Genomic DNA, 23884 nt, shown 5'->3' on the forward strand with positions numbered 1-23884 from the left:
CAACTGGCTCCTGACCCCGCCCGCCGAGGAGGCACCGTGTCCCAGACCTCATCGCGGATCAAGACGATCCTGCCGACGTCGAGTCGCACCGCCCTGGGTGCGACCGTCATCACCGGCATGCTGACCGCTCTCGCCTCGGCGCCCGAGCGCCTCACCCGGCTGCTGCGCGACCGCTACCCCATGGTCGCCGTCACCGGCATGACCGGCGTCGGCAAGAGCCAGCTCGTCGACCGCCTCACCCGCCGAGCCGCCGACGAGCTCGCAGGCGAGGTCGGCTCGGCCACGATGGAGCGGCGCACCCGCCGCAGCGCCAAGCTGCACGGCTTCCGCTTTCTCGTGGTGCCCGGCGACAACGCCGCCACAAGGCTCGGCGCCCTCGACGAGGTCTTCCACGACGAACCGGTCGACGGCGTGATTCACGTCGTCGCCAACGGCTACGCCACCCCGCGGCGCGCGGCCGGCACCACAGGCGGGGCCACCGCCACCCGGGAGGAGCAGCTCGCCGCCGAGCTCGACGACTGGGCCATCACCTCGCACCTCATCGCCTCTATGGCCGTGCGCCGCCACAAGCCCATCTGGCTCGTCATCGCGGTGACGAAGACCGACCTCTACCCCGATGACGTCGACAAGGTCGTGCGCTACTACTCGCCCGGCAGTGGCTCGCCGTTCGCGGCCAAGGTCGACGCCCTGCGCAGCCTCGCCGGCGGCGCGAAGCTCTCGATCGACGTGCTCCCGGTGTCGAGCCAGGGAGGCGACCGCAAGGCTCCGATCTCTGACAAGCGCGCGGGTGCCATGGTCGACGCCCTCGCCGAGCGCTTGGGCCGGCTCAGCGGTCACGCCTGAGCGACACTCGCCTGGCGTAACCGGAGTTCAGTAGCGGTCTTCCTTGCGCAAGGCCCGCGGCCGCCCGTCGGGGTCGTGGACGATCTCGAGCAGTGGCGCCGCCCACGTTCGCTGCAGAGGCGTGAGCTGGGGAATCGGCAGCCGCCGCAGACGGCCCGGCGGCCGAGCCCCCTGCCGGCCGCCGGCGTGCCAGCCGTCGAGCACGGCGGCGTGGGCGGCATACTCCTCGAACATCCCCACCGGATCGAGGCAGTCAGCCATGGCTGCCTCGAGGCCGTGCTCTGCCACCTCGTCGAGCCGGTCGAGGTGCTCGGCGGCGAGGGTCAGTCGCAGGTCGCGGGCATAGGCCTCGTCGAGCACGGCGGCCGAGAGCTCGGAGTCATGGGTCCACGAGCGGCGACTGAAGTTGTCGGAGCCGACGCTGGCCCACGTGTCGTCGAGGATGCAGACCTTGGCGTGGACGTAGACGGGCACGCCCGCATGGTTCTCCAGGCCGTAGGCCGCCACCCGGCCGGGGGCGATCTCCGTTAACCGGGCGAGGGAGCGCTCACGACCCAGCAGCTGCGCCATCCGGTTGGCACCCTGAACGTCAGTGAAGAGGGGCATAACCACGAGCAGGTGCAGCCCCGGCTGCGCCCGCAGCGGCCCTTCGAAGACCTTCGCCACGTCGTGCCCCCAGAAGTACTGGTCCTCGACGTAGACGAGGCGCTCGGTGCGGGCCACGGCCTTGGCGTACCCGAGCCCCACGCTGCGCTCGCCGCCGTTGGCGAACGGGTAGTCCATGCCGCCCCGCAGGTCGGGGTAGGTGCGCAGCAGCTGCACGATGTGGTGACCGGCCGGTGGCGGCGCCGGCCACTGCTCGGGCAGCTTCTCGGGCGAGTTGTCCAGGCCGCGCAGCCGATCGCTCACGCGGCTCCACGGCGACCTCGTCGAGGGCGCCGGGTCCTCCCACCTCTCTCGGAACACCGTCTCCACGTCGTAGACCGCCGGCCCGCGGATCTCGGTCTGCACGTCGTGCCAGGGCGGGTTCGCGCCGTACTCGTCAGCCATCACCTGAGGCTGCTCGTCACCGCCGTGGTCGGCATCGTCTCGCCGGTTGTAGGCAAGGTCGATGCCGCCGACGAAGGCCACGTCGCGAGCGGGGTCGTCACGGTGCCGCACGACGACGAACTTCTGGTGATGCGATCCACCGGCGCGCACCCGCATGTCGAGCACGACCTCGCCGCCACGCTTCTCCAGCTGCTCCCCGAGGTGACGGTTCTGCGAGGCGAAGAAGCCGGCCTGGTCGAGATGGGAGCGCCACACCAGCCCGCACACGACGACGCCGCGCTCGTCGGCGCGGCCCAGCACCTCGACCACCTCGCTGCCGGGATCATCGGTCAACCGCTCGTTGCCGTCGCCCTGCCAGTCGGTGAAGAGCACGAGGTCACCCGACTCGGTTGCCTCCACCGCCTCGTACAGCGCGCGGAAGTACGTCGCGCCGTGGATCAGCGGACGCACGTGGTTGCCCTCCGACCAGGCGCGGTCACCGTGGGGCTCGTCGAGCCGGGTCTGTGGGTTGCCGCGCTCGGCCTTGGTCAGCAGCCAGTCTTCGGGGTCGATCATGAATCGAGGATGCCGTATCCGTGACCGTCACCGCGACGTGGGATGGCCTCGTGCGATTGGGCACGGCGGGGTGCGCGGGTGCCACACTTCGGAGGATGGCGACCCGCACCGGTGACTTCGAGCTGACCCTGGACGAGCTGCGCGCCGTCGCCGCGTACGCCCTGGCGTGCGCGGCGCCCGCCCTGATGCTCTTCGAGCGGGCCCACCCCGACGACCCGCGCCCGGCCGTGGCGCTCGACGCGGCACGTGTCTTCGTCGACGGCGCACCCCGCTCGCGCCTCCAACGCACCGCTGCCGCCGACGCCCACCGGGCCGCCAAGGAGGCGTCGACCGAGCCCGCCCGCCACGCGGCGACGGCCGCCGGCGATGCAGCCGCGGCGGCCTACCTGCACCCCCTCGCCACTGCGACGCAGGTGCGCCACATCCTCGGCGCGGCTGCGCACGCCGCCCGCGCGGCCGAGCTCGCGCGCGGTGATGACCCGGTGGTCGCGGAGTACGTCGTCACGGCCGCCGCCAAGCGCGCCACCCCGGTCGTGCTCGAGGTGCTCGCCCGCTACCCGCGAGCGCCTCAGGGCCGCTCTCGGGTCGCGGCGCTCATGACCCGGCTCGACAACCTGCTGCGCGACCCACCGCCCACGCCCCGCGTCGTCGACGACCTCGGCCCCTTCTTCCACGGCACCCGGGCCGACCTGCGACCCGGCGACCTGCTCACCCCCGGCTGGCGCACCAACTACGGCTCTGGCCGCCAGTCGAAGAACATCTACCTCACCGCCAGCAGCACAGGCGCCCCGCTCGCCGCCGAGCTCGCCCAGGGTGACGGGCCCCCGCGGGTCTACCGCGTCGAGCCGGTCGGCACGATCGAGGACGACCCCAACGTCACCGACAAGCGCTTCCCCGGCAACCCGACCCGCTCGTACCGCACCACCGAGCCGCTGCGTGTCGTCGAGGAGATCGTTGGCTGGGAGCCTCCCCCGTCCGCCATGGTGCAGCGCATCCGCGAGCGCGTGGCCGAACTGGCCGAGCTCGGAATCGAGGCCATGGACGACTAGCCCGGAGACCGTTCAATCCCGATCGGTTTCGAACAGTCAAGAACCACCGAGACAGCACGCGGTACGTGTCACGGTCGCCCAGATACTGGAAGCTCGACACATCGTCACGGCCATGGTTAGAACTGCGCCCCCCACCACCGAGGTCGGTCTAGGCTGCTGGCATGGCGTGCACGGAATGTGGACTCGGTGGGCACAACAATCGCACATGTCAGGGCAAACACCCGACGTGCCCGAAATGCGGCAACCCGACAGCCAACATGAACGACTACTCCGAGCGCCACGACGACGACTACTGCTCGCCGTTCACATCCCCGTCTTGCTGGGATTGGGATGCCGCAGAGTCGGTTGGAGGAAGGCAACTATGACTACACCCGTCTGCATTGGATGCGAAGAACCGATCACGGCCGACGACAGCCATGTCGACTTCAATGGCGTCGATTACCACGAAGCCTGCTTTGAGGTCAGCGGTGGGCCGACGTACTGCTGCGGAATGATGTATGAAGATGGCGAAGTCGCCTGCGCGAGCTGCGGCGACCCTCTCTAGCACACCCGTCGCACGGTCGCAGTGGTGACATCGACCCCTTGGGCGTAGTAGCGATACATCTCGTGGAACGGAGAGTCCTCACCCAGGGCGCCATCGACCGTGTCCGTCTTGGTCAGGTGAGGGTCATTGGTGAAGAAAACGTCGGCTTCGATCGAGGCGTGCGCCGGCTCTGGCAAGCCGTCCTCGTCGTAGGTGCCGAGAATGGCTTGACTGCCCACCACGATGACGTGGTTGTCGTGGGCGACGCTCGCGGCTGCGCGCAGGATGTGCGCCAACTGCTCGCGCGTCACGAGGCCCGAGGCTTCTTGTGAGTGTGAAACGCGTGCAGCGTCTTGTCGCGGTCTTCGCTGCGCAGCACGCCCGCAAACGGGGAGTTCGCCCTTAGTTCCCGTGAGCGTGGTGTTTGCGAGGTGAGGACGTCGAGCACATCCTCGATCGAGCCGTCGAGCAGCTTCTCCCAATCGCGCAGCCACATCGCGCCACGGCCCGCGGGTGGCTCGCCCGCAGGAGCGCAAGGTTTGCGTGCACCCGGCGCAGAACGGTGTCGGGGTTGCGCACCAGCGCGCCCGCCACCGCGATGTTCAGCCACCGGCTACGGCGGTCAGAGCGGTTCGAGCGCGTCGTGCGCTGCCGCGCCTGCTCCACGTCCTCGCGACGAAGCCGACGGTGGGTACCCACGGTCAGATAGGGCAGGTCGCCAGACTCACACAGGTCGACAACGTGCTGGCGTGAGCAACCAAGCAGTTGCGCTGCCTGGCCGGTGGTCAGCAGCGGCATGACCGGCGTCGGCAAGAGCCAGCTCGTCGACCGCCTCACCCGCCGCGCCGCCGACGAGCTCGGCTCGGCCACGATGGAGCGGCGCCCCCGCCGCAGCGCCAACCTGCACGGCTTCCGCTTCCTCGTCGTCCCGGGCGACCACGCCGCCACAAGGCTCGGCGCCCTCGACGAGGTCTTCCACGACGAGCCGGTCGACGGGGTCATCCACGTCGTCGCCAACGGCCACGCCACCCCTCGGCGCGCCGCCGGCACCACCGGTGAGGCCACCACCACCCGCGAGGAGCAGCTCGCCGCCGAGCTCGACGACTGGGCCATCACCTCGCACCTCATCGCCTCGATGGCCGTGCGCAGTCACAAGCCGATCTGGCTCATCATCGCGGTAGCAGCGCCCTTCGAAGGCTGGCTCCCTGCACCGAGTGTCGGCTATAGTCGACACATGACCGAGGTCGTCAAGACCGAGGACTTCGAGAAGTGGCTGCGGAACCTCAAGGACCGCGTCGGTCGGCTTCAAATCGTCGCACGCATCGACCGGCTTGCTGACGGTAGTCCGGGCGATGCTAAACCGATTGGCCAAGGCCTCTGGGAACTACGACTGATGTTCGGTCCCGGCTACCGCGTCTACTACCTACACGATGGCCAACGAGTGATCTTGCTGCTTTGCGGTGGCGACAAGGCGACACAACAACGAGACATCGAGCGGGCGCACCGGTTGGCCGATGAGTATCGGAACGAGGAGGGCCAGGGTCATGGCTAGGAACAGCAAGTACACAACCTTCGAGGCCGCCGACTACCTCGAGAACCTCGACGACGTCGCGACCTATCTGGAGATTGCCCTCCAAGAGTCCGCCGAGGATCCGACCGCTATCCCCAGGGCTCTGGGCGTAATCGCCCGCTCGCAGAACATGAGCGAACTCGCCCGCCGCGTGGAGATGAGCCGCGACGGCCTATACAAGGCACTCTCAGCCGATGGCAACCCGACCTGGTCGACCATCCTGAAGGTCACGGGCGCCCTCGGCCTGCGCTTTGAACTGCACACAGTCGCCTGATCGAAGAGCATTGCACTACCCGCCATTGAGTGTTCTGCGCTGATGGGTGCCGCTGCGTCGAAGGTCGTCTCGTCGGACAGGTGCCGGCCGAGGATGGTCGCGCGTCGAGGCTGGTCAACCACTCGATCACCTCGTCGAGGCTGGTCAACCACTCGATCACCTCGTCGAGTTCGACCTTGATGCGGTCCTTGCGCTCCAGCCGCCGAGCGCGCCGAAGACGACGGGCCCCCTCGGGTCTACCGGGTCGAGCCGGTCGGCATGATCGAGGACGACCCCAACGTCACCGACAAGCGCTTCCCCGGCAACCCGACCCGCCCGTACCGCACCACCGAGCCGCTGCGGGTGCTCGAGGAGGTCATCGGTTGGGAGCCTCCCCCGCCAGCCATGGTTCAGCGCCTACGCGAGCACGTGGCCGAGCTTGCCGGGCTCGGCATCGAGGCCATGGACGACTAGCCACGCGCAGACGGGCCCATCGCACGCACGGAAGTCAACGGCATCCGCGGCAGGGCCCGTCGATCGGCGTGCGGCGCCACCGCGCACTGTTGGCGTGATCAGCGGCTCAGCTGCGCCTCCTCAACCAGTCGCGCCAGCTTGGTGGGGTTGCGCATCGCGTAGACGTGCGTGATGCGGCCGTTCTCGACAGCCACGCTCACCACCGTCGTACCGAACGCAGGCAGCTCGATCCGGGCCGCCAGCGCGCCGTTGAGGCAGAGGGTGTCGATGGTCGCCCCCTCGCCGACCTTGGGGAACGCCGAGAGGAACGTGGCCACCCGCTTGGCGCCGTGCAGCGGATGCCGGCCAGCACGGGCCAGCCCGCCGCCGTCGGCCACGAGCACGACCTCGGGAGCGAGCACGTCCATCAGCGACTGCACGTCACCGGTCGTCACCGCAGCCAGGAACCGCCGGAGCACGCGCTCCTGCTCCGACCGGTCGACCCGCACGCGGGGGCGCCTCGCCGCGACGTGCTCACGCGCGCGGTGGGCCACCTGGCGCACGGTCGCCGGCGTCTTGCCCACGGCCTGCGCGATCTCGTCGTACGGCAGGTCGAACACCTCGCGCAGCACGAACACCGCCCGCTCGGTCGGGGTGAGGGTCTCGAGCACGGTGAGCATCGCGATCGAGACACTCTCGGCGAGCTCGACATCGTCGGCGACGTCGGGGCTGGTCAGCAGCGGCTCGGGCAGCCACTCACCCACGTAGTCCTCGCGCCGCCGGGCCACGGTGCGAAGGCGGTTGAGCGCCTGCCGGGTGACGATCCGCACGAGGTAGGCGCGGGCGTCCAGCACCTCGGCGCGACGCTCGTCGTCGAGGTCGGCCCACCGCAGCCAGGTCTCCTGCACCACGTCCTCGGCGTCGGCGGCCGAGCCGAGCATCTCGTAGGCCACGGTGAAAAGCAGGCTGCGGTGGAGCAGGAACGGGTCAGTACCCGTGCCGCCCCTCGTGCCGTTGCCCATGCCGTCATCCCTCGCCGGGGCTGGCCGCATGGCTAACTGCGTGGCTGACTGCGTGGCTGATTCCCTGGTCGACTCCATGGCTGATCAATTGGCTCATCCTGCTGAGCCCGCGGTTTCGCGCTCGGCCAGCGTCTTCAGACCACAGGCGGAGGCGAAGCCCTCCGACTCGATCCCGAGGGCGACGTTCGAGCGGGTGGTCAGGTTGGCGTAGCCGATCACCGTGGTCAGCTCGACGATCCCGGCAGCGCCGAGCTGCCGCGACAGGCTCTCGACCTGCTCGTCGGTCACGGTGGGCGGGGTCTGGCTCATCGCCTCGGCGTACTCCAGCACCTCCCGCTCGAGCGGCGTGAACACCTCGGACACGCGCCACCGCGGGATCTCTCGAGCCCGCTCCACGTCGAGCTCACGGTTGCCGGCCATGAAGTAGCCGAAGTCGAGGCACCACGAGCAGCCGACGAGTGAAGCCACGGCCATGTGCGCGAACGACTTCAGGTTCTCGTCGCAGGCGTGCCACTTCTGCGTCTGTTGGCCGAAGCGCATCCCGGCCTTGAGCGCCGGCACGTGGTGCCACATCACGCCCATCGACTCTGGCACCCGGCCGAACATCCTGGCGCTCACCTTCTTCACCACCACGCCGTACAGGCCGGTGATCTTCGTCGGTGCGATCCTCGTGGTCATCGTTTCCTCCTCGTGGCGACGCCGGAATGCGTCGCCATCAAGACACCGGCCGCGGCCCGGATGTGACATGACAGTGGCGATGGCGCCGGGCCGGCCCACGCGGCGACGCCCTTCAGCTGCGGAGCACCTTCTGCATCGCCTTGCCCTTGGCCAGCTCGTCGACAAGCTTGTCGAGGTAGCGGATCTTCTGCATGAGCGGGTCGTCGACCTCCTCGACCCGGATGCCGCACACGGTGCCCGTGATCGCCGAGACGTTGGGGTGCAGGTGAGCCGCGGCGAAAAAGTCGTCGAAGGTGGTCTCGTCGGCCAGGTGCCGGTCGAGGGTGTTCGCGTCGTAGCCGGTCAGCCACTCGATCACCTCGTCGAGCTCGGCCTTGGTGCGGCCCTTGCGCTCGAGCTTGGCGACGTAGTGCGGATAGACCGACGCGACGGGCGTCGTGAAGATGCGGTGGCCCATCCCCCGAGGGTAGTGACGGCCACCGACGACGGCCGGCCTGAGATCGTGAGAAAAGCAGGCGGCATCCGGTCGCGGATCGTCCGCAAGGAGACTTAGCCTTCACGGCATGGCCATTGCTCGCTACCCCAGCTTCGTTCTCGACTGCCCCGACGCGGAGGCGCTCGCCACCTTCTACGGCACACTGCTCGGCTGGACGGTCAAGGCCTCCGACGGGTGGGGCGAGATTCGCGACGAGAGCGGGCAGCAGTGCATCTGCTTCCAGCAGGTGCAGGCCTACACCGCGCCCCAGTGGCCTGGGCAGAACGTGCCGCAGCAGGTGCACCTCGACGTCATGGTCGAGAGCCTCGACGCGGCCGAGCCGGAGGTGCTGGCGCTGGGAGCGACGAAGCCCGAGCACCAGCCCGGAACGACGTTCCGCGTGTTTCTCGACCCGGCCGGTCACCCGTTCTGCCTCTGCGTCGACTGACGCAGCTGCGCCTTGATCGGCGCCGCTCCGCTTCGGGTGACTCGATCACGTGAGGCGGATGCCGTCGGATGCCGCCCCGTGCCGTCAGCCGCGGGACGCCAGCTCGCCGGGGGTGTCGACGTCGGTACCGGTGGCGAGGTCGCCGCACTCGACCAGTCGGTGCGGGTGCTCGCGGTAGTAGTCGCGAGCGCCCCGGTCACCCACCGCTGACGTGGCCACGGGCAACCAGTGGTCGCGGCCGATCAGGGCGGGATGCCCTGGCACGCCCTCGTAGGCCGCTCGGCCCAGCTGGCCGCGCCAGTGCACGGCAGCCGGCGCTGCGGCATCCGGGTCAGAGCTGGTGGCCTGGCCGGCGAAGGCCGTGAGCACCCGGTGCACGACATCCGAACCCACGTCGGGCAGGTCGACGAGGGTGACGAGCACGGCCTCGACGGGAGAGCTGCCCTCCCGGGTCGTGGAAGCCAGCGACGTGAGGCCGGCGCGCAGCGAGGCGCCCATGCCGACCGCCCAGTCGGTGCACTCGACGACCTCGACGTCGCGCCCGATCGTCGAAATGAGGGCATGCACCTCGAGAGCCGCCGCGCCGATGACGACGGTGACCCCGTCGCAGCCACCGTCGAGCAGCTCACAGACGGCGAGCTCGACGAGCGTCGGTTGGTCAGGGCCGGTGCGCACCAGGGCCTTTGGCGCGCCCATTCGTCGGCCTGCACCGGCGGCGAGCAGCAGCCCGCGCACGTGCGGCACCCGTGTCTGCGCAATACGAGAGTTCACGCGCCGAAGGCTATCGGTGCGCCGGCCGAAGCACGCGCTTGCCGACCCCCGTGAGATCAGGGTCAGGCAGCAGGCGATGGGGCCGAGTCGGGGGCGGGGCGCCACCGCATACAGACGGCCTGATGGTGCACCTGCGCCTCCGGCTGCCCGACCTCCTCCAGATGACCGGCGATGATGGCCCGCTTCTCGGCCAGCAGCTCGAGACGGTCGGCCTCGTCGAGGGTCGACACGGCCGAGTGGGTCGCGATGTTCTCGAGCCAGGCGTCGGCGGTGACCGCCCACGTCCACGCGAACTCGGCGCTCTCGACCTCGTGCTGCGGAAAGGGCAGCCGGGCCGCCCCGGTCGTGGCGTTCTCACGCACCCAGGTCGCCTGGTCGAGGTCGTGCAGGCGAATCTCCCACTGCTCACGGGGGACGGGCACGTTCCACACCAGCCCGAGCCAGCCGCCCGGCCTCAGCACCCGGCGCACCTCGACGGTCGTCTCGCTGGGCGGCATCCAGTGCCACGCCTGCGCCACCAGCACGGCGTCGACGCTGGCGGCGGCCAGCGGGAGGGCGATGGACCGAGCCTGGTGGGCGCGAGCGAGCGGATGCCGCTCACGCAGCACCTCGAGCATCGCGGGGTCAGGCTCGATGGCGTCGACCACCAGGCCGCGAGCGAGGAGGTCGCCGGTGAGCTTTCCCGTTCCGGCCCCGAGATCGGCCACCTCGTGCGCCCCCGGTGGTAGCAGCCAGTCGACGGCAGCCGCCGGATACCCCGGCCGCCACCGGTCGTAGCGCTCGGCCAGGGCGCCGAAGCTGCCCGCTCGTGACAGGTCGATCTCGCTCATGCCACTACCGCGCCACGATCTGACCTCCCTCGACGTGGCCCCCGGCCCCCGGCCGTTGGCCAGCTGGGGGGGGGGGCATCAGGCGCCGATGGCCTGCTCGGCCGACGGAGCGAGCACGAGGTAGCCCTGGGCGACCAGCACGACGGCGACCGCCACCCACTTGCCGGTCGGCAGCTCGACGCCGTAGAACCACCGGTCGATCATGAGCAGCCCGACCTGCAGCAGCACCACCCACCCCATGGTCACCAGCGCCAGCTCGGCGTAGCGCAGCGACGAGGCGTAGACCCAGAAGAGCAGGAGGAAAGTCGCGGCCCCGAGCACCAGGGCGCGGAGGCTGCCGTTGTCGGCCCACTCCTTGGCGAACAGCGCGCCGAGCAGGTCCAGGGCCGCAAGGCAGACCATGGCGATCGTCGCCACAACCGGCACGGGCCAGGCGGCCGGCAGCTTGATGAGAGGAAACAGCTCGGTCACGCTCATGGCGACGCCTCGGTGTCGGGGAGACGCTCGCGCGAGCGTCATCTCGTCAGAGGCCTCGGTGCGCGCCTCTGATACCGGTCACCGCCCGTCGATGCCGGTCACCGCCCGTCGACGAACCGGACCATGCACTGACGCGGGGCCTGGTCGAGACCCAGCTGCCCTTCGTGGCGTCGCGCCGCGGCGAGCTCGGGTCCGGCCTCGTCGTCGGGCAGCACCAACCAGCCGAGGCGCTCGTAGTACGGCCCGTTCCAGGGCACGTCCCGAAACGTGGTCAGCGTCAGGCGGTCTGCTCCATGGGCAAGGGCCCAGGCCTCGGCGGCCCGCATGAGGGCGGCGCCGATCCCCCGACCGGCATGGTCGGGGTGCACCGCGACCTGTTCGACGTGTGGGACGCCGTCGAGCAGGTCGATCCTGACGAAGCCGACCGCGCGGTCATCTGAGCCGGCAGCTACGAGCAGCCGGCCACGTCGCAATGGTTCTACCAGTGAATCAGTATCAGGCAGAGGCGAATCCAGCACAAAGTGCAGCCCGATGGACGCGAAGGCGTCATCAGCGAGCACCTCGATGTCGCACAGGTGCCCGAGCTCACCGAGCCGCGCCTCTCGGATCGGCAGCGGGGCGGCATCCATGGTGCGAGGCTAGGCGCATGTCGACGGCGCCGCCCACCCGCCAACGGCACCGCCTCGGCACGCGCGGCTGGCCGGCATCCGCCCGCGTTGGCGCCGCTGCGCTCGCCGTGGTGACGCTCGTGCAGCTGGCCACCCAGCTGGCCAACTCGAGTGGAATGCTGAACAACCTCAGCCAAGACCTGCTGATGCCGCTGCTGGCACTCGTGCTGCTGCTCGCGACCGACTCGCCTCGTCCCCGGCTGACGCGAGTCACGCTGGTAGCGCTGGGCTTCTCCTTCCTAGGGGATGCCGGGCCAGACCTGGTCGGCGGTGACGCGACCTTCCTGATGATGGTCGGGTGCTTTCTGCTCGCCCAGCTGGCCTACATCGTCGCCTTCTGGCCCTCTCGTCATCGCAGCATCGTGCGTCGACCCGCGTGGCTGCTGCCCTACGCCGCCGTGTTCGTCGCCCTCGTTCTGGCGTGTGTCGTGGGGGCGGGGGGCCTCATCGGTGCCGTCCTGGTCTACGGCCTCGCCCTCGTGACGATGGCCGTGCTCTCGACGGGGGTGTCGCGGGTGGCCGGAACCGGTGGTGCGATCTTTCTCGTGAGTGACGCCCTCATCGCCCTCGGTCAGTTCACCTCGGTAGACCTGCCGGCGCACGGGTTCCTGGTGATGCTGACCTACATCGTCGGTCAGTCGCTCATCGTCTGGGCCGTGGTTGGCGCTGGCCGAACGCCGCCTTCGTGAGCGAACGACGCGGCACACCGGCGCGTTCGACCTCGAACGAGTCGTTCGCGGGCAAGGGTGGGGTTGGGCGGCTGAGGCTTAAGGGAGCAGGTCGTCGAGGTAGGTGGGCAGCATCTCCCACCAGGTGGGCCAGTCGTGCTTGTAGTTCGGCCCCCAGTCGTCGACCCGGTTCGGAATTCCCTTGGTGCCCAGCAGGTTGGCGGCGGTCCATGACTCGCCGACGTCCTCCCACTCGCCACTGCCCGAGGCGAACACGATGAACCGTCGACGCAGCAGGTCGAGGCCCGGCCCCTCGAGACCGGGCAGGAAGTGCAGGGGCGAGGAGTAGTAGAGATCTTCGGTGAAGCGACCGCCGATCAGCTTCTCGATACCGAAGGTGCCACTCATGCACACGGCCGCCCCCACGAGGTGCGGGTAGCGGCAGGCGATCGCGAGTGAGTTGAACGCACCGATCGAGGCCCCGGCGACGACCACCGGAAGCTGGCTGCCCAGGTCGGAGTGGATCGCCGGGATGACCTCTTCGGCGACGGCCTCGTGGAAGGCGTTGAAGAGCGCCATGCGGTACTCCGGCGTGCCGACCCTCTCGGCCATGGCCTTGCCCGCGACACTGTCGCAGGAGTAGACCTTCGCGCGTCCGGCGTCGATGAGCGGCGCCAGGTGCGCGATCATCTTGTGCCGCTCGACCTCTTCGGCGTCGCCACCGGCCGTGGGAAACAACAGCACCGGCGTGCCGTAGGTGCCCCATCGGGCCACGGTGATGTCGTGTTCGAGGCGGTGGGAGAACCACCGGTCGGTCACCTTCATGTCGCTCCTTCTTGCTGCCTCGGCCGTGACGGCGTTCGAACCGGCGACGGGGCTCGATGCCCAGCGCCCCGTACGTGCACTCTCATTCGTAGACGAACTTCTGGGGCCCCGGGAAGAGCCACGAGAGGCCCCCGCCGAGACCGTCGCGCCAGTTCTCCCAGTTGTGACCGTCACGCGACTCCGTGTAGTGCACCTTCGTGCCCGTGTGACGCAGCACCGGCACCATCGACCGGTTAGGCGCGATGAGCGGTTCGTAGACGCCGCAGGTCATGTAGATGCGGTCGACGACCTGTTCCGGCTTCTCGCGATAGCCGTTGACGAACTTGACCACCGGGTCGAAGACCGGGCCGCCCCCGTGGTCGAAGCCGATGTCGGTCGACACGAGCGACGCTGACTGCAGCATGAGCGAGCCGAAGAAGCCGGGGTAGCGCGCGGCGGTCGACAGCGAGGCCACTCCCCCGAACGAGCTGCCCATCAGCGAGCGCGCCTCTGGGGTGTCGATCAGCGGGAGCCGCTCGTTGAGCAGCGGCACCAGCTCTTGCGTGATGAACCGGGCGTGGGGGGCGTGGTTGGGGTACTCCTTGAGGCGGTCACCCGGCGGCACGAACACGACGACGAGGGGGTCGACATCGAGCCGATGGATCAGGTTGTCGAGCACCGTCTTCATCGACGTGTAGGCCAGGTAGTCGGGGCCGTCGTGCACCACGAGCAGCGGGTAGCGCTGCGCGCGGTTGTAGCGGGCCGGCAGGTAGATCTGCACCGGCTGGTCGCGGCCCAAGGCCTTGCTCTGGATCACCTCGTCGACGAGCTCACCGGGCCGGGCCTCGGGGTCGGGCGAGACCCAGTCGGGAACGCGGTAGCCGAACGCCGCGCACACCGACGACGACCCCATCGGACTGTGGGCGAGCCGGGTGTTGAGCGGGTCGTTGAAGCGCTCGTAGCTCTCGCCCTTGCGGATCTCGAGCTGGTACTCGACCCGGGACCCCTCGGGCAGCACGGTCGTCACGGCCCAGAGGTCGGAGTCGCCGATGCGCTCAAGTGCCATCGGGTCGGGAAGCCCGACGACCCGGTGGCGCAGCCACACCTCGTCGACCTCTCCCCGGAACAAGAAGGTGGCCCGCTCGCCCTCGATGATGGGTGAACCGTGCCTGCCGATGAAGCGGTCGATGGTCGGCCCGTCGAGCGGCAGCTTGGCCTTGAGCCGGTTGACGGCGAGCCGGTCCCTGGGGCTCATGCGGCATCCTCGACAACCGACACGGCGCCGTCGGCGCCGATGGTGCGCGAGCCGGAGGGCAGGTCGGGCCCGTCGTCGTCGAGGCGAACGACCGCGCCGTCGTCGAGCAACAGCAGGCGCTGGTCGGGAAAGCGTCGCGCCAGCAACGACATCCGGTCGGTGTCAGAAAGTCGCAACCGACGCCGGGCGTGTGGCAGCGCGACGATACCTCGCACCCGGCCCAGCCCGCGGTCGTACACCTCCGAGGCGGAGACGCCGTGGGTGGCGAAGTCGTGGAAGAGCACGACCTGCTCGGTGAGGGCCATGGCGCCGGCCGACCACGCGATGACGGGCTTGTCGGCCGGGATGCGCACGTCGAACAGCCGCAGTGTGCGCATCAGCGACCGCACGTCGCCGCCCGCGATCACCACCGCCGCGCACGCGTCCAGGGCCCCGGCCACCTCTGAGCGGTGCCAGCCGATCACCTCGCTGTGCTCGGCCGCATCCGTCGCGATCTCGTCGTGCAGCTGTTCAAGCTGTTCGCCGTACCAGCGGTCGACATCGCGCACCGCCTCGATGGCCGCGCTGTGGGCCACCGGCCCGATCGACTCGACGGACGTGCGGTGTGCGACCGCCGCCACCGTTTCGACGGCGCCCTGCAGCCGGATGCCGTAGAAGGCCCTCAGCTCGTCGTGACGGTCACGAAAGCGCAGCGCAGCCCGGGCGAAGTCGCGGTCCTTGGAGAGGGAGTCGACCAGCCGATGGTAGAGGCGCAGGTTGTCACCACGGCCCTGGAGGTAGCCACCCAGCTCGTCGTCGTCGCCCTCGCGTTCCTCCCAGCCGGAGTTGATCATGGCGACAGAGCCCTCGAGGCCCAGCGAGCGCAACGTCTTGTCGACAGTGATCGTGAACCGTTGGGGGCCCAGCAGAATGGTCGTCATCGTGTCGTTCGATCGGTGGCGTCGGCGGTCAGCCGGCGTGCACGTGGATCGTGCGTCCGATGTCGTCGAGCATGGCGTGGGCGGCGTCGTAGTCGGGGTGGCGCAGCCGCACGTAGGCGTTGGCCATGTAACCGGCCTCGACGGCCTGCGTGCCGTGGCCCTCCGGCGGGAAGTGCCCGTCGATGATCCACTCGCCGTAGCGGGCCTGCATCTCGTCGACGCCGCTGTACCCCGCGATCTGACCGTCGTGGTCGGGCCGCAGCGCGACGATGCCGGCTGCATACGACCGCTTCATCGCCTGCTCGGGAGCGCGGTGGGTGATGACGTGCGCCCACTCGCGGTAGACGTCGACCTCGTTGGCGGCCGAGTACAGGTCCCACGCGCCGACGCCCGGCGGCCGGCATCCGATCTCGCTGAACTTCAGGCCCTTAGGGCCGTAGAACCACTCCATGTGCGTGGCCGACGTCTCGATGCCGAGGGCCTCGATGACGCGGTGGCCGAGCTCGCGCACCTCCCGGTAGAAGTCGTTGCTCGGGTCGTCGATGCGGTTGGTCGTGATGAACTGCGGCGAGATCCAGCGGTGGCGCATCGCCTCGAGCACGTTGGGGTAGTAGTGCGTGGCCCAGTCGTGCACCACGGCCCCGTCGAGGGTGATGGTGTCGTAGAAGCCCTCGTGCCCTTCGACGAACTCCTCGATCGCGATCGAGGTGGCGCCCTCGGCCGCGAACGACTGCAGGGCTCGCATGAGGTCTTCGTCGTTGTCGACGCGGCTCGTGCCCTGCGCGCCGGCGCCACTGCGCGGCTTGAGGATCAACGGGTACCCGACCTGGTCGGCGAAGGCGTGCGCCTCCGCGGCGGAGTCGACGGCGGCGCTCGCGGCCGTCGGCACTCCCACCTGCCGCAGCGCCTCCTTCATCGAGGGCTTGTCGCGGCAGAGCCACGTGGTGCGCACGCTCGTTCCGGGGATGCCGGTCGCCTCGCGCACGTGCGCAGCCGGCATGGTGTGTGCCTCGACCGTCGCCTCGAGGCCGTCGACCCACACGTGGTCCTGGATGTGGCGTACCGCCTCGACCATCTGGTCGACGTTCGTGACGGAGCCGACGCGGTAGTAGCCGCTCATCGCGTCGCGCAGGTCGTCGCCGAGATGCCCCTCCTCCGACTCGCCGATGCCGTAGACGTTCGCCCCCACGGAGGCGAGCGCGTGCACGAACCGACGCTGGTTCGCCGGAAAGCCGGGCTCGACGAAGATGATGTTCACGAGCCGACTCTAGGGGGCGGCGCGGCCCCCCGCCATGCGGCATCCGCCCCGGCCGGGGGTGCATTCATCCGAAACGGGTGAGCGAGGGTGCTTCGCTTTGTGGTCGCCGGGCGCGAAACTGTGGTGATGGCGCATCCCGTGCCGTCTCTGACCTCTCGGAGGCTGTCGTGACGACCCCAAGCCCCAGCGTTCCGCCCCGCTCTGCGACGCCGGTGGCGATGCCCGCCATGGGCCCGGCCGGGATCGGCATGGGGGCGGTGTCGATCATCATCGGCATTCTCGTGCTCGCCTGGCCGGGCGCGACCCTGCTCGTGGTTGCGGTGCTCTTCGGCATCCAGCTCATCGTTCTCGGCGCCCTGCGCATCGCGCTGAGCAGTGTCGCGCCGGCCGAACCACCATGGCTCAAGCCGCTGGTCATCGTGATGGGCGTGCTCACCGTCATCGCCGGCATCATCTGCCTGCTGCGACCCGGCACCTCACTGCTCGTCATCGCCATCTTCCTCGCGATCGGCTGGATCTTCGAAGGCATCGCCGCCCTCGCCCAGTCCGTCATGGCCGACCGCTCGGTCGGGGCACGCATCTTCTTCATCATCAGCGGCACCATCTCGCTCGTCGCCGGCCTCGTCGTCGCGCTCTTCCCGCGCGACTCCCTCGAGCTACTGACCCGCTTCGGCGGCATCCTGCTGGTCATCATCGGTATCGCCGAAGTGATCGCGGCCGTCATGGCCAGACGCCTCACCGCTACGCGCTGACCACCCGCTCAACGACGGAGCGGCCCCCGATCACGTGAGGGCCGAGGGTCCGGAACCGCCTGGTTCCGGACCCTCGCCACGCCGGCTCGCGTCTCACCCCTGCTCGGGCTCGTCGTCGAACCCGGCGACCGTCAGAAGGGGAAGCTGGTCAGGTTCTCCGGTGTGACGATCGTGGGCTCACCGAGGAGCACCACCCCGTCAGCACCAACCGTGAACTTGCCGAGTCCGTCGACGGTGTAGCTGGTGCCTTCCTTGGGCTCGATCTTGCACTGCGCGTACATCTTCGCGGTGTTGAACGCAAGGGTGCCGAGGTTGCCGACGTTCCACCAGACAGCCTGCACGTTGCCGGTCTTGATGTACTGGCTGATGAGCGTTACCGGGGCCAGGCCAGAGATCTTGACGCGTCCGAGGTCACCGCTCTGAGTGAGCGCCTCAGCGGCGGCCGGCAGACCGATACCAGCCGGGACGATGATCCCCTTCAGCTTCGGGTAGGCCTGAACGAGCTCCTTGGCCTTCTGCGCGTTGACGTCGGCCTTCTCCTCGCCGTAGGCCACGGTCACGAGCTTCATCTTCGCGTAGGCCGGGTCCTTGGCGAGCTTGGCCTTGATGCTGGCGATCCAGGCGTTCTGGTTCACCGCGGTCTGCGTTGACGAAAGGATCGCGAACTCCCCTTCGTTGTTCATCATCTTGGCCATAGACATCAGCATCTGGTCACCGATCTTGCTGGTGTCGGCCTGGTTCAGGAAGAACCCACGCGACTCCGGTGCGATGTCCGAGTCCCAGGACACGACTTTGATCCCGGCCGCCTTGGCCTTCGCGAGGGCGGCAGAGGTGCTGTTCAGATCGCTACCGGAGATCATGATCGCGTTGACGTTCTGCGAGATGAGCTGATTGACGAACGGGATCTGGGCTGCACCGGTCGCGTCGCTGGGTGAGGTGTAGATGACGGTAGAGCCGTCCTTCGCAGCAGCAGCCTCAGCGGCCTTCTTGACGGTGACCATGTAGGGGTCGGTGCCGAGCTTGGGGATGATCCCGACCTTGACGGGTCCGGTGACGCACTTGCCACCCGCCTGTCCGGTACCGCTGGCATCTGGGGTGGTGGCCGAGGCGCAAGCGGTCAGGGAGAAGGCCAAGATGGTGGCTCCTCCGAGAGTGGCTGACTTGAATATGCGGTTCATGATGCTTCCTTACGGGTGGGATGGCAGGACGGATATCCTGGTTGCCGGTTCGGGGTGTGCGGATTTTCGTAGGTCTGCGATGCCCGGGGCGGCTGCGTGTCACGCAGGCGACGGGCCAGATCCGAGGGCTGACTTGCGGCGGTTACGGACCGAGCCGATGAGCTGCTGGAAGAGGTTTGTCACCAGAAGGCTCAGGATGAGCACGCCCCCGACGGCAATGCCTTGGGTGTAGCCGCTGACGTTCTCCAGCTGCAGCGACTTGCGCAGCGTCATGATGAGGACGCTCGCCAGGAAGACTCCGGTAATACGTCCCTTGCCGCCGAGCACGCTGACGCCACCGAGGAAGGCCACGGTGATGACGTCGAGCTCGACGCCCAGAGCCCCGTCGGGAGCGATCTGGCTCGTGATCCCGATGTTGATCAGACCAGCAAGAGCGGCCACGACTCCGGAGATCGTGAACAGGACGAAACGGATGCGCGTGACGTGGATACCGCTGTAGTGGGCGGTGTCAGGGTTACCTCCGATGGCGTAGATCCGTCTGCCGACGGTGCCGCGGTGAAGTACGACGGCGAAGACGACAGACAGGACGAGGAAGGGCACGATCGCCCAAGGGACGATCAGACCAGGGATGTTGTTGTTGCCGAGCGCGGCGAAAAAGTCGGGAACCGGCGAGATCGGCGTTCCCCCGAGGAGGACGTAGCAAAGCCCCCGGAACAGGGCCAAGGTCCCGAGGGTGACCAGCAGCGCCGGCAATCCGAGGAGCGCGACGAAGAACCCGTTGATGGCGCCACAGAGGACCCCAGCGAGCAGAGCAACGATGATGACGACGGGCAGCGACTGGCCAGCTTGAATGGCCAGCCCGCCTGCTACCGAGGAGAGTCCAGCGATGCTGGCCACGGAGATATCGATGTCGCGCACGATCACGAGCAGTGCCATCGGCAGAGCCATCAGCGCAGCGGGTGCGAAGGTTGCCAGGGCGGTCGAGATGCTGAACGGCTGGGTGAACCCAGGAACGACGGCCGCGGCGAGGACGAGAGTGACCACCACGAGGATCAACAGGATGAACTCCCAGGATTTGAGCTGGGCGATCAGTTTGGCCTTCATGCTCGTGCTCCTCGCATCTGTTGTGCGCTACGCCGCGACAGGATGGTGTCGATCAGGACTGTGAGCAGAATTGCGCCGCCGAAGAAGGCTTGTAGGTAGGAGGGGTTGATGCGAGCGACGGTGATGGCGTTCTGGATGATGATCAAACCGATCGTCCCCAGCAGAACGCCGCTCACGGACCCTGCACCACCCCGCAGCGAGACGCCGCCGACAACGACGGACGCGACCAGAGTGAGCTCGAGCCCGTAAGCCAGCTGTCCGTCCACGGTGGCGAAGTGAGAGGCCCACATGGCGCCAGCGAACCCAGCGAGGGTGCCGGAGATGAGAAAAGCCGCGAACGTGCGGGCTTGGGTCTTGATACCGATCAGGTCGGCCCCGTCGGGGTTGGACCCGGTGGCGTAGATATCGCGTCCGAACCTGGTCCATCGCAGGAAGCCCGCGAAGAGCAGAAACAGGATCAGGCCGATCCAGACCAGCAGGGAGATTCCGAGGAGCTTGCCTGCAGTCCAGGACAGCCACTGCGAGGGCACCATGCCCGAGGAGATCTGCTGTCCGTCTGAGAGGATCGCGTCTACCCCCCGGAAGATGGCCAGGGTGCCGAGCGTGACGACGATCGAAGGCACGCGTCCGTAGGCCACGATCACCCCGTTGAAGGCGCCGCAGAGCAGGCCGACGCCGATCGCCACAACGATTCCAAGGATGGCCGGGGCGTTGGGCATGTTGCTCATCGTCGATGCGGACACATAGGCGGCCAGGCCGATGATCGAACCCAGGGAGAGATCAATGTTGCGCGTCAGCATCACGACCATCTGGCCGAGGCAAGCGACCCCGTAGAGCGCGGTGGTGACCCCGAGGTCACCGATGTTCGACGGGCTGAGCAGGTTCGGGTTGATGATGCCCAGGGGAAGCAGGACGAGCAGGATGGCGGCGAAGAGACCGAACTCTCGTCGAGCGACGATCTTGCGCCACCAGGGTCGCTTCTTCTGCGTGATGCTGACCAGCTCGGTCTTCTTCTTCTCCTCCTCGACCTCCAGCTCCTCGAGGTCCGAGTCGGAAATGGCTCCAAGCTTGGTGCTCGACTCGAGCACACCCGTGGCGGCCAGCCCGATGTCGATCTGGTTGGCCGTCTCAGCGTCGAACTGCGCCGTGATCCGGCCTTGGTACATAACGTAGATCCGGTCGCAGGTACCCAGCAGCTCAGGCATATCTGAGGAGATCATCAGGATCGCCAGGCCTTGCTCGGCCAGGTCGGCGACGATGTGGTGCACCTCGGCCTTGGCCTGGATGTCGACGCCTTGCGTAGGTTCGTCCAGAATCAACAGTTTGGGGTTGGTGGCCAGCCATTTGGCCAGCACGACCTTCTGTTGGTTGCCTCCGGAGAGGTTACCGATGGGCTGGGCATAGTTCGCGAACTTCAGTCGCATTCGTTGTAGCGGTCCGTCGACCAGGGCGAACTCGGCGCGCCGTTGGATCAGGCCCAGCCGTGACGCCTCCGCGACCATCGGGAGGGTGGCGTTGTCGAGGATCGAGAAGTCCTCAATGATGCTCTGCCCGCGGCGGTCCTCGGAGACGTAGGCAATGCCGTGCGACAGAGCGGCTGCTGGTGACGGAATCCGCAGAGTTTTGCCGTTGAGCTGGATCTGGCCGTGGCTGGGCTTGTCGATCCCGAACACCGCGCGGGCGACTTCCGTGCGGCCGGCACCGACCAATCCAGCCAGTCCGACGATCTCCCCGGCACGCACTTCGATGCTGACGTCCGAGAAGTTTCCGGCCACGCTGAGGTCGTCCAGCTGCAGCACAACGTCGCCGATGGTGGCGACCTTCGCGGGGTAGACATCGGTCAGCTCGCGGCCGACCATGAGCTCGACGATGTGCTGCTGGGTGGTGTCCGGGGTCAGCAGATCAGCGACCCACTGCCCGTCGCGCATGACGGTGATCCGGTCGGACACGGCCATGATCTCCTCGAGCCGGTGGCCGACGAAGAGCATCGCGACGCCGTGGGCCTTCAGGTTCTCGATCACCTTGAACAGCCGGTCGGTCTCCCCGATGGTCAACGAGGCGGTGGGTTCGTCGAGGATAAGGATGCGGGCGTCAAAGGCAAGGGCTTTGGCGATCTCAACCAGCTGCTGCTCGGAGGTACTCAGCAACCCGGTAGTCAGGCCCGGGTCCACCTTCAACCCCAGCATCTCGAGCCACTTGCGTGCTTCATCTCGCATTTGCGCGTGGTCAAGAAGACCGAACCTGGACGTGAGTGGCTGCCCGGCGTAGACGTTCTCATAGATCGGTAGGTCTGGGAACAGGCCTGGGTGTTGGTGGACGACGGCAATGCCCAGGCGCTGGGCGTCCAAGGGGGTCCGCAGCTCGACTTCCTCCCCGTTGATCCGGATCGCTCCTTCGCTGGGGTGGTAGACACCACCCAGCATCTTTACGCAGGTGCTCTTGCCCGCGCCGTTCTCCCCGACCAGGGCCAGAACCTCTCCACTTCGCATCGAGAGCGAGAGCTGGCGGACTGCGTAGTTGGACTCGAACCGTTTTGACACACCGACCAGCTCGGCTACGACGCGTGAGTGCCCTCCGGTGTCGTGCTGGTCTTCGTCGATTCGGTCTGGCGAACTGGCAGTCATCTCGTCGCTCCTGCTCTGGTGGGGCAGCTCTGGGTCGGTCGGCGGGTCATGCGTAGCTCCTCTGCGCGCTGGCTTTAGAGGCGTCCACGGCGCGTGCACGTCGCACGGCGTGGAGAACTCGCTGGAACGTCTGGCGCCGATCGGCGTACACACCAGACCACTGCACGTTGGGGCGGGTCACCGGTAGCACCTCCGGCGCCGAGAGCGAGGAAATCGCGGTCTCGTCGAGGTACCCGGCAGCGCATGCCCCAAGCAGGGCCGCTCCGCGGCCGGACGCGTCGGGTACGTGGACCGTAGCCAGGGGGCGTCCGAGGATGTCGGCCAGCATCTGTTGCCAGGCGGCATGGGTGCTGCCGCCTCCCGCGATACGAAGGTGGCCGGTCTCCAGGTCGAGTCCTGTGAGGCTGTCCATAGCCTCGGCGAGAGTGAAGGCGACTCCCTCGAGCGCAGACCGAAGCAAGGCGATCCGGTGGTGGTGCGCATCCAGCCCGGTCCAGGCGCCTCGCATCGTGGGATCGAGGTACGGCGTACGCTCACCGGTCAGATGCGGCAGAAAGATGGGGTCGTCGTACAGCACGGGGGTCTTCGCTGAGTCGTACAGCTCAGCCCACGACGCACCCAGAACCTGGGTCACCCAGGAAAGGGCTAGGCCGCCGCTCTGCACTGCGGCCATCTCGTACCATCCGCGCGGCGTCGCGTCGCGGTAGAGATGAGTAACCGTTGAACCGGGCGCCCTCGGTAGCGCGGCGTGGAGCGGCACGATGATCTGCGCGCCGGTCCCGATGGTGATCTGGGCCTGGAGGTGACGCAGGCCAGTGCCGAACACCGCCGCGGCCGAGTCGGCGGCTCCCGCCGCGACGGGGGTACCCGGTGGCAGTCCCAACTCCTCGGCGACTGCTGGTAGCAGCGCTCCCGCATGGGAACCCGAGTGGGGCAGAAGCGGCGGCAGAATCTTGGGGTCCAGGCCCAGGATGCCCACCAGCTCCTCGTCCCAACCGTCGCCCAGGACGTCATAGAGCAGGGTCGCCGACGCGTCGCTGGGTTCAGACTCCACCCGGCCGGTCAGGCGGCTACGTACCCAGTCCTTCGGCTGCAGCGCCCACCGCGTCTGCTGGTAGCTGGACGGCTCGTTACGCATCAACCACACCAATATCGGGCCGGCCATCCCTGGCGCCAACGGGTTGGCCAACCGGGCTCTGACACGGTGGGGAAGGGCACGGTAAAGGGCGAGCTGATCAACCGCCCGGGAATCCGACCACGTGACGGCTGGGCGCACCGGCCGCATCGCGGAGTCGGTGGTGACCAGTCCGTGCATCTGACCGGAAAGGCCAATTCCGCAGACCGTGTGGCCCACACCGGCGGTGGCTTCTCGGACTGCTGACGTGATCGCCATCCACCACAGATCAGGGTCGGACTCTGACCAGGTCGAGAACGGGGTGTCAACGGGATAGCTCGACCTGGCTCGGGCCAGTACCGCTCCTGAAGCGTCGGTCACTACGGCCTTGGCCGAGCTCGTACCAAGGTCAATTCCCAGAAACGTCGGCGGCTGATGCCCACGGCGCATCGTGATCACCTCGGACATCAGACCTCCTCATCCAGCAAATCGGGAATTTTCAGAACCGTAGACCCTTCGCAAACATTTGCGCAAGGGCTTGC

The 23884-nt window shown here is 68.1% G+C and carries 26 protein-coding genes and 1 pseudogene; 8 read left to right on the forward strand and 19 right to left on the reverse strand.

Going from position 1 to position 23884, the window contains the following annotated elements; genetic code table 11:
- Nucleotides 1–36: 36 nt before the first annotated feature.
- The gene (locus BA895_RS07415; protein WP_070191259.1) at nt 37–843 is read left to right on the forward strand and encodes a GTPase; all 807 of its coding nucleotides are present in this window, start codon (nt 37–39) and stop codon (nt 841–843) included.
- 27 nt (nt 844–870) lie between these two features.
- On the opposite strand, the gene BA895_RS07420 is transcribed toward BA895_RS07415, so the two are convergent.
- Complete coding sequence (locus BA895_RS07420; protein ID WP_070191260.1) at nt 871–2448, reverse strand: phosphatidylserine/phosphatidylglycerophosphate/cardiolipin synthase family protein; 1578 nt, start codon at nt 2446–2448, stop codon at nt 871–873.
- A gap of 95 nt (nt 2449–2543) precedes the next feature.
- On the opposite strand from BA895_RS07420, the gene arr reads away from it, so the two are divergent.
- Nucleotides 2544–3497: an NAD(+)--rifampin ADP-ribosyltransferase gene (gene arr / locus BA895_RS24880; protein WP_083283087.1), complete on the forward strand. Its 954-nt coding sequence runs from the start codon at nt 2544–2546 to the stop codon at nt 3495–3497.
- 540 nt (nt 3498–4037) lie between these two features.
- Here the strand turns inward: arr and BA895_RS07430 are convergent.
- Genes BA895_RS07430 through BA895_RS24885 form a run of 3 tightly spaced genes read right to left on the reverse strand, consistent with a single transcriptional unit; the run spans nt 4038 to nt 4818 of the window.
- Nucleotides 4038–4331: a hypothetical protein gene (locus BA895_RS07430; RefSeq protein ID WP_070191261.1), complete on the reverse strand. Its 294-nt coding sequence runs from the start codon at nt 4329–4331 to the stop codon at nt 4038–4040.
- Nucleotides 4328–4516 carry a hypothetical protein gene (locus BA895_RS23880; protein ID WP_175442270.1) on the reverse strand — a complete coding sequence of 63 codons (189 nt, stop codon included), beginning with the start codon at nt 4514–4516 and terminating at the stop codon, nt 4328–4330. The genes BA895_RS07430 and BA895_RS23880 overlap by 4 nt, the downstream gene beginning before the upstream one ends.
- Entirely contained in the window at nt 4423–4818 is a 396-nt protein-coding gene (locus tag BA895_RS24885) for a helix-turn-helix domain-containing protein (protein WP_175442273.1), read from the reverse strand. The genes BA895_RS23880 and BA895_RS24885 overlap by 94 nt, the downstream gene beginning before the upstream one ends.
- On the opposite strand from BA895_RS24885, the gene BA895_RS24380 reads away from it, so the two are divergent.
- The 3 genes and pseudogenes from BA895_RS24380 to BA895_RS24890 all read left to right on the forward strand — a co-directional run.
- Nucleotides 4817–5572 (forward strand): type II toxin-antitoxin system RelE/ParE family toxin, encoded by a 756-nt coding sequence (locus BA895_RS24380; protein WP_254666372.1) that lies wholly within the window; start codon nt 4817–4819, stop codon nt 5570–5572. The two genes, BA895_RS24885 and BA895_RS24380, sit on opposite strands and share 2 nt — an antisense overlap.
- Complete coding sequence (locus BA895_RS07450; protein WP_254666373.1) at nt 5535–5864, forward strand: addiction module antidote protein; 330 nt, start codon at nt 5535–5537, stop codon at nt 5862–5864. Before BA895_RS24380 ends, BA895_RS07450 begins: the two co-directional genes overlap by 38 nt.
- A 237-nt stretch (nt 5865–6101) precedes the next feature.
- A pseudogene (locus BA895_RS24890) lies at nt 6102–6213 on the forward strand (NAD(+)--rifampin ADP-ribosyltransferase); the annotation flags it as partial.
- 202 nt (nt 6214–6415) lie between these two features.
- Here BA895_RS24890 and BA895_RS07460 read toward each other — a convergent pair.
- The 3 genes from BA895_RS07460 to BA895_RS07470 all read right to left on the reverse strand — a co-directional run bounded on the left by BA895_RS07460 (nt 6416) and on the right by BA895_RS07470 (nt 8453).
- A complete protein-coding gene (locus tag BA895_RS07460; RefSeq protein ID WP_070191264.1) occupies nt 6416–7318 on the reverse strand; it encodes an RNA polymerase sigma-70 factor in 903 nt (300 codons plus the stop codon).
- Nucleotides 7319–7411: 93 nt separating this feature from the next.
- On the reverse strand, nt 7412–7996 hold the full coding sequence (locus tag BA895_RS07465; RefSeq protein WP_070191265.1) for a carboxymuconolactone decarboxylase family protein: 585 nt from the start codon (nt 7994–7996) through the stop codon (nt 7412–7414).
- A gap of 112 nt (nt 7997–8108) precedes the next feature.
- On the reverse strand, nt 8109–8453 hold the full coding sequence (locus tag BA895_RS07470) for a DUF2200 domain-containing protein (RefSeq protein ID WP_070191266.1): 345 nt from the start codon (nt 8451–8453) through the stop codon (nt 8109–8111).
- Between the two features lie 106 nt (nt 8454–8559).
- Here BA895_RS07470 and BA895_RS07475 point away from each other — a divergent pair, with 106 nt between their 5' ends.
- Nucleotides 8560–8919 (forward strand): VOC family protein, encoded by a 360-nt coding sequence (locus BA895_RS07475; RefSeq protein ID WP_070191267.1) that lies wholly within the window; start codon nt 8560–8562, stop codon nt 8917–8919.
- A gap of 84 nt (nt 8920–9003) precedes the next feature.
- On the opposite strand, the gene BA895_RS07480 is transcribed toward BA895_RS07475, so the two are convergent.
- From BA895_RS07480 to BA895_RS07495, 4 genes are all read right to left on the reverse strand, one after another.
- On the reverse strand, nt 9004–9690 hold the full coding sequence (locus BA895_RS07480; protein WP_254666374.1) for an NTP transferase domain-containing protein: 687 nt from the start codon (nt 9688–9690) through the stop codon (nt 9004–9006).
- Nucleotides 9691–9752: 62 nt separating this feature from the next.
- Entirely contained in the window at nt 9753–10520 is a 768-nt protein-coding gene (locus BA895_RS07485; RefSeq protein ID WP_070191268.1) for a class I SAM-dependent methyltransferase, read from the reverse strand.
- 78 nt (nt 10521–10598) lie between these two features.
- Nucleotides 10599–10997, reverse strand: coding sequence for a hypothetical protein (locus tag BA895_RS07490; protein ID WP_070191269.1), 399 nt, complete (start codon nt 10995–10997; stop codon nt 10599–10601).
- 98 nt (nt 10998–11095) lie between these two features.
- Nucleotides 11096–11626 carry a GNAT family N-acetyltransferase gene (locus tag BA895_RS07495; RefSeq protein WP_070191270.1) on the reverse strand — a complete coding sequence of 177 codons (531 nt, stop codon included), beginning with the start codon at nt 11624–11626 and terminating at the stop codon, nt 11096–11098.
- A 17-nt stretch (nt 11627–11643) separates the two neighbouring features.
- On the opposite strand from BA895_RS07495, the gene BA895_RS07500 reads away from it, so the two are divergent.
- Complete coding sequence (locus BA895_RS07500; RefSeq protein WP_083283091.1) at nt 11644–12354, forward strand: lysoplasmalogenase; 711 nt, start codon at nt 11644–11646, stop codon at nt 12352–12354.
- A gap of 78 nt (nt 12355–12432) precedes the next feature.
- On the opposite strand, the gene BA895_RS07505 is transcribed toward BA895_RS07500, so the two are convergent.
- From BA895_RS07505 to BA895_RS07520, 4 genes are all read right to left on the reverse strand, one after another.
- Complete coding sequence (locus tag BA895_RS07505; protein WP_070191271.1) at nt 12433–13158, reverse strand: esterase family protein; 726 nt, start codon at nt 13156–13158, stop codon at nt 12433–12435.
- Between the two features lie 82 nt (nt 13159–13240).
- A complete protein-coding gene (locus BA895_RS07510) occupies nt 13241–14392 on the reverse strand; it encodes an alpha/beta hydrolase-fold protein (RefSeq protein ID WP_070191272.1) in 1152 nt (383 codons plus the stop codon).
- A complete protein-coding gene (locus tag BA895_RS07515) occupies nt 14389–15312 on the reverse strand; it encodes a Type 1 glutamine amidotransferase-like domain-containing protein (protein ID WP_070191273.1) in 924 nt (307 codons plus the stop codon). Before BA895_RS07515 ends, BA895_RS07510 begins: the two co-directional genes overlap by 4 nt.
- 28 nt (nt 15313–15340) lie before the next feature.
- Entirely contained in the window at nt 15341–16570 is a 1230-nt protein-coding gene (locus BA895_RS07520) for an acetyl-CoA carboxylase biotin carboxylase subunit family protein (protein WP_070191274.1), read from the reverse strand.
- A gap of 167 nt (nt 16571–16737) precedes the next feature.
- Here BA895_RS07520 and BA895_RS07525 point away from each other — a divergent pair, with 167 nt between their 5' ends.
- Nucleotides 16738–17322 carry an HdeD family acid-resistance protein gene (locus BA895_RS07525; protein ID WP_139142551.1) on the forward strand — a complete coding sequence of 195 codons (585 nt, stop codon included), beginning with the start codon at nt 16738–16740 and terminating at the stop codon, nt 17320–17322.
- A gap of 131 nt (nt 17323–17453) precedes the next feature.
- Here the strand turns inward: BA895_RS07525 and BA895_RS07530 are convergent, their stop codons facing one another.
- From BA895_RS07530 to BA895_RS07545, 4 genes are all read right to left on the reverse strand, one after another.
- Entirely contained in the window at nt 17454–18500 is a 1047-nt protein-coding gene (locus BA895_RS07530; RefSeq protein WP_070191276.1) for a substrate-binding domain-containing protein, read from the reverse strand.
- 99 nt (nt 18501–18599) lie between these two features.
- Nucleotides 18600–19604 carry an ABC transporter permease gene (locus tag BA895_RS07535; RefSeq protein ID WP_070191277.1) on the reverse strand — a complete coding sequence of 335 codons (1005 nt, stop codon included), beginning with the start codon at nt 19602–19604 and terminating at the stop codon, nt 18600–18602.
- Nucleotides 19601–22228 carry an ATP-binding cassette domain-containing protein gene (locus tag BA895_RS07540; protein ID WP_070191278.1) on the reverse strand — a complete coding sequence of 876 codons (2628 nt, stop codon included), beginning with the start codon at nt 22226–22228 and terminating at the stop codon, nt 19601–19603. Before BA895_RS07540 ends, BA895_RS07535 begins: the two co-directional genes overlap by 4 nt.
- A gap of 46 nt (nt 22229–22274) precedes the next feature.
- Nucleotides 22275–23810: a xylulokinase gene (locus BA895_RS07545; RefSeq protein ID WP_070191279.1), complete on the reverse strand. Its 1536-nt coding sequence runs from the start codon at nt 23808–23810 to the stop codon at nt 22275–22277.
- Between the last annotated feature and the right edge of the window lie 74 nt (nt 23811–23884).

The organism is Humibacillus sp. DSM 29435, assembly GCF_001758225.1.
GTDB lineage: Bacteria > Actinomycetota > Actinomycetes > Actinomycetales > Dermatophilaceae > DSM-29435.

Excerpts from the sequence above, each read along its gene's own strand:
- BA895_RS07495 (WP_070191270.1), bottom strand. The coding sequence starts at position 11,626 with ATGGATGCCGCCCCGCTGCCGATCCGAGAGGCGCGGCTCGGTGAGCTC.
- BA895_RS07540 (WP_070191278.1), bottom strand. The coding sequence starts at position 22,228 with ATGACTGCCAGTTCGCCAGACCGAATCGACGAAGACCAGCACGACACC.
- BA895_RS24380 (WP_254666372.1), top strand. The coding sequence starts at position 4,817 with ATGACCGGCGTCGGCAAGAGCCAGCTCGTCGACCGCCTCACCCGCCGC.
- BA895_RS07505 (WP_070191271.1), bottom strand. The coding sequence starts at position 13,158 with ATGAAGGTGACCGACCGGTGGTTCTCCCACCGCCTCGAACACGACATC.
- BA895_RS07470 (WP_070191266.1), bottom strand. The coding sequence starts at position 8,453 with ATGGGCCACCGCATCTTCACGACGCCCGTCGCGTCGGTCTATCCGCAC.
- BA895_RS07535 (WP_070191277.1), bottom strand. The coding sequence starts at position 19,604 with ATGAAGGCCAAACTGATCGCCCAGCTCAAATCCTGGGAGTTCATCCTG.
- BA895_RS07485 (WP_070191268.1), bottom strand. The coding sequence starts at position 10,520 with ATGAGCGAGATCGACCTGTCACGAGCGGGCAGCTTCGGCGCCCTGGCC.
- BA895_RS07490 (WP_070191269.1), bottom strand. The coding sequence starts at position 10,997 with ATGAGCGTGACCGAGCTGTTTCCTCTCATCAAGCTGCCGGCCGCCTGG.
- BA895_RS07500 (WP_083283091.1), top strand. The coding sequence starts at position 11,644 with ATGTCGACGGCGCCGCCCACCCGCCAACGGCACCGCCTCGGCACGCGC.
- arr (WP_083283087.1), top strand. The coding sequence starts at position 2,544 with ATGGCGACCCGCACCGGTGACTTCGAGCTGACCCTGGACGAGCTGCGC.
- BA895_RS07420 (WP_070191260.1), bottom strand. The coding sequence starts at position 2,448 with ATGATCGACCCCGAAGACTGGCTGCTGACCAAGGCCGAGCGCGGCAAC.
- BA895_RS07475 (WP_070191267.1), top strand. The coding sequence starts at position 8,560 with ATGGCCATTGCTCGCTACCCCAGCTTCGTTCTCGACTGCCCCGACGCG.
- BA895_RS07515 (WP_070191273.1), bottom strand. The coding sequence starts at position 15,312 with ATGACGACCATTCTGCTGGGCCCCCAACGGTTCACGATCACTGTCGAC.
- BA895_RS07530 (WP_070191276.1), bottom strand. The coding sequence starts at position 18,500 with ATGAACCGCATATTCAAGTCAGCCACTCTCGGAGGAGCCACCATCTTG.
- BA895_RS24885 (WP_175442273.1), bottom strand. The coding sequence starts at position 4,818 with ATGCCGCTGCTGACCACCGGCCAGGCAGCGCAACTGCTTGGTTGCTCA.
- BA895_RS07545 (WP_070191279.1), bottom strand. The coding sequence starts at position 23,810 with ATGTCCGAGGTGATCACGATGCGCCGTGGGCATCAGCCGCCGACGTTT.
- BA895_RS07450 (WP_254666373.1), top strand. The coding sequence starts at position 5,535 with ATGAGTATCGGAACGAGGAGGGCCAGGGTCATGGCTAGGAACAGCAAG.
- BA895_RS07510 (WP_070191272.1), bottom strand. The coding sequence starts at position 14,392 with ATGAGCCCCAGGGACCGGCTCGCCGTCAACCGGCTCAAGGCCAAGCTG.
- BA895_RS07460 (WP_070191264.1), bottom strand. The coding sequence starts at position 7,318 with ATGGGCAACGGCACGAGGGGCGGCACGGGTACTGACCCGTTCCTGCTC.
- BA895_RS23880 (WP_175442270.1), bottom strand. The coding sequence starts at position 4,516 with ATGTGGCTGCGCGATTGGGAGAAGCTGCTCGACGGCTCGATCGAGGAT.
- BA895_RS07465 (WP_070191265.1), bottom strand. The coding sequence starts at position 7,996 with ATGACCACGAGGATCGCACCGACGAAGATCACCGGCCTGTACGGCGTG.